We start from the raw sequence: 596 nt of genomic DNA on the forward strand, positions 1-596 counted from the left end.
GGTCAAGCCCCCTGGAGTGGTGTAGCGATCCTTCGTAGGGGAATTAGGCGGTGAGGGCGGTCAGGGAGTCGGGAATCACCTCGCTCCCGGTGTCGGCGATGGTGGTGAGCCGGCAGCGGGTGAGGACTTCGAGGCCGAGGTAGCGGCGGCCCTCGGCCCACTCATCAGTCTGCTCGGCCAGCACGGCCCCGACGAGGCGAACGATGGCCGCGCGGTTCGGGAAGATCCCCACTGCGTCGGTGCGGCGCCGGATCTCCTTGTTCAGCCGCTCGGCGGGATTGTTGGACCAGATCTGCATCTACACGTCCTTCGGGAACGCGGTGAAGGCCAGCAGGTCGGCGCGGGCGGCATCGAGGTGCTCGGCGACCGCGGGCAGCTTCTCAGTGACGTAGTCGAGTAACCGGTCGAACTGGGCGTTGACCGCTGCCGCGTCGGGCTGGTCGTAGACCGAGTGCAGCATCGCCTTCACCGCCGGCCACATGCTCTTGGGTGTCACGGCCATCAGGTTCGCCGCGTAGTGCGTCCGGCACCGCTGCCAGGCGGCCCCGGGCAGGTTCGCCGCGATCGCGTCCTTGAGCCCGGCGTGGGCGTCTGAG

At 68.6% G+C, this 596-nt stretch carries 1 pseudogene; it reads right to left on the minus strand.

From position 1 onward, the window contains the following. Positions 1 to 43: 43 nt before the first annotated feature. Positions 44 to 596: pseudogene (locus QYM41_RS17705) on the minus strand (transposase); the annotation flags it as partial.

Source organism: Kocuria oxytropis (assembly GCF_040981195.1).
In the GTDB taxonomy this organism is placed as follows: Bacteria; Actinomycetota; Actinomycetes; order Actinomycetales; family Micrococcaceae; genus Kocuria; species Kocuria oxytropis.